2 protein-coding genes and 2 pseudogenes are annotated in these 2,670 nt (G+C 72.4%); all 4 read left to right on the top strand.

Annotated elements, in window-relative coordinates; all coding sequences use genetic code 11:
• Positions 1–584, top strand: a pseudogene (locus H5J33_RS30440) (serine/threonine protein kinase); the annotation flags it as partial.
• A gap of 64 nt (positions 585–648) precedes the next feature.
• Positions 649–1,476: a glycoside hydrolase domain-containing protein gene (locus H5J33_RS30435; protein ID WP_181797999.1), complete on the top strand. Its 828-nt coding sequence runs from the start codon at positions 649–651 to the stop codon at positions 1,474–1,476.
• Positions 1,477–1,627: 151 nt separating this feature from the next.
• Positions 1,628–2,281: a SurA N-terminal domain-containing protein gene (locus H5J33_RS30430; RefSeq protein ID WP_181797998.1), complete on the top strand. Its 654-nt coding sequence runs from the start codon at positions 1,628–1,630 to the stop codon at positions 2,279–2,281.
• A 154-nt stretch (positions 2,282–2,435) separates the two neighbouring features.
• Positions 2,436–2,670 (top strand): annotated as a pseudogene (locus H5J33_RS30425) (nucleoside triphosphate pyrophosphohydrolase); the annotation flags it as partial.

Raw genomic sequence — 2,670 nt, 5'->3', positions numbered from 1 at the left:
GGGACTGGAGCAGCTCGCGTAATTGCGTGGCCGCGGTGTTCTTGTACGAGGTGAAACGGCTGCTGGGCGAGGGCCGTATCACGCAGGCCGTGGACATCCTGGGCGCGATCCTGCCGGCCGCCGCCGAACAGCACGGCGAGCACTCCCCGGTGGTGCGCACCCTGCGCAAGCAGTACGCGGCCACGCTCCTGGACGACGGCCAGTACCGGCGCGCGCTGCCCGAACTGCGCCGGCTCGCCGACGAACGCGCCGCCGAGGCCGGCCAGGCGGACGCGCAGGCACTGCGCTATCGCTACGAGGCCGCGCAGTGCCTGGAGCAGCTGGGCGAACCGGCGGCGGCGCTCGCCGAGTACCGCGCGCTGCTGCCGTACTACGAGAACCAGTACGTCTCCGGGGACCCGGGGCTCGCGCACGAGGTGCGCCGGCGCGTCGGCCATCTGCTGCTCGCGCTCGGCGACCGGCCGGCCGCCCACGACACGCTCGCGCGGCTGGTGATGGACGTCGAGCGGCTGCACGGCCCCGGTCATCCGCTGGCCGTGGAGGTCCGGCGGACCCTCCAGTGGCTCGGACAGATGCGCGGTTAGATTGTCCGTCGACTTCGTCAGGCACGCACGCGCGCGAGTCGCGTGCACGAACAGGGGTGGGATCATGGCCGGACACCGGCAGTCCAAGAAGCGCAGATACATCGCGTGGGGAGCGGTCGGCGTGGTGGTGGCCGCCGGGGCCGGCATCGCCGCGCAGACCTCCATGGCCGCCACCGGCTGGCCCGCGCAGAAGACGTTCACCGGCCGCGCGTTCGACACCTGCACCGCTCCGTCGCTGTCCGCGATGAAGGCCTGGCACACCGGCTACTACGGTGCCGCCGCCGTCTACGTGGGCGGCAAGAACCGCGGCTGCGCCCAGCCCAACCTCACCGCTTCGTGGGTGAAGTCGGTGAACTCCCTCGGCTGGAAGCTCATCCCGATCTACGTCGGCGCGCAGCCGCCCTGCCAGACCGGCTCCAGCCCCGAGAAGCTGACCGCCGCGACGGCGGCCTCGCTGGGCGCGAAGGACGCCGCCGACGCCGTGGCCAAGGCGTCCGCGCTCGGCATGAAGGCGGGCAGCCCCGTCTACCTCGACATGGAGGCGTACGACATCAAGAACAAGGCGTGCAACGACGCCGTCCTGACGTACGTGCGCTCCTTCACGAAGACGCTGCGCGCCAAGACCTACCGCGGCGGCTACTACGGCTTCACCGGCTCCAGCGCCAAGGCGGTCGCCACCGCCACGGACAAGACGGACCTGCCGGGCAACCTCTGGTACGCGCTGTACGACAACAAGGACACGACGACCACCGACTGGCCGTGGGGCGCCGGCCAGTTCACCCCGCACAGCCGCGGCCACCAGTACCTGGTCAACAGCAAGGAGACGCGCGGCGGCGTCACGCTGACCGTCGACCGGGACACCTGGGACGCGCCGGTCGCCATCATCGGCTGACCCGGCGGTCCGCGCCCGGGGCGGCGCGGCGGTGCCCGAAGCGGGCGCGAATCGTTGGTCGAATGGGTTGGCCGCGGCCTGCCCACTGCCTACCATCGATCACCGCAAGACCTTGTGCACCGTCGCACAATCTCCCCCCAGGAGGTTCACCTTGCACCGCCGCCGTCGCACCGCGCTCGTCCTCACCGCCGCGATCGCCGCCGCGGCCCCCCTGCTGACCGCCTGCGGAAGCGAGGCGCACCCGGGCGCCGCGGCCGTCGTCGGCGGGCAGCGGATCACCGTCGCCCAGCTGGAGAGCCGGGTCGAGGAGGTCCGCCGGGCGCAGCGGGCCGCGGTACCGGACGAGACGCAGTACCAGCAGGTCGTCTCCTCCACCAGCAGTCTCACCCGCGACACCCTGCACAACATGGTGCTCGACCGGGTGCTGCACCGCGCCGCCCGGGACAAGGGCGTCACGGTCACCCGCGCGGAGATCCAGCGGATGCGCGCGGGCCTGGAGCGGCAGGCCGGCGGCGGCAAGGGCCTGGAGACGGCCTGGCTGCAGAAGTACGGCATCGCACCGGCCCGCCTCGACGACAACCTGCGCCTGCAACTGGAGGCGCAGAAGCTCGCCGCCGAGCTCGGCACCGACACCAGCCAGCCCGCGTTCTGGCAGGCCCTGTCCAAGGCGTCCACGGAGCTCCACGTCGACCTCAACCCGCGCTACGGCTCCTGGGACGTGCAGAAGAGCAGCCGGGTGGACGCCAAGACGCCATGGGTGCGGGAGGTCACGACGGCGGCGGGCGGACAGCCGGTGACGACGTAGGCGGCGAGCGGGCGGGGCGGCGGCCCGGTGCGGATCCGGAACTGGAACCGGAACCGGAACGGGAACCGGAGTTTCCGGTCGTACGATCACACGAGTGCCTGGGCCCTGTGGATAACCCGATCCACCCTTGCGCGCCGTGGGTTACGTTCGGAACGTGAACGAATCCAGCGCCGAAGCCCGCCCCGAACCCAGCCCCGCCCCCGGCCGCGTCGTCCTGCTGACCACCAGCCACCGCGTCGCCCCCGGCCTGCTGTCCTGGCCCGCCTGGCAGGCCCTGCGCGCCGCCGACACCGTGCTGTGCGCGGACGGCACCCACCCGCAGCTGCCCTATCTGCGCGAGGCCGGGATAACGGTGACGGAGGCGTCCCCCACCGCGCGGGAGCTGGTCG

The sequence above is a fragment of the Streptomyces sp. WELS2 genome, assembly GCF_013870595.1.
In the GTDB taxonomy this organism is placed as follows: domain Bacteria; phylum Actinomycetota; class Actinomycetes; order Streptomycetales; family Streptomycetaceae; genus Streptomyces.
The sequence above is the reverse complement of the archived record's forward strand: the minus strand, read 5'-3'. Positions and strand labels throughout refer to the sequence as shown.

Excerpts from the sequence above, each read along its gene's own strand:
- H5J33_RS30435 (WP_181797999.1), top strand. The coding sequence starts at position 649 with ATGGCCGGACACCGGCAGTCCAAGAAGCGCAGATACATCGCGTGGGGA.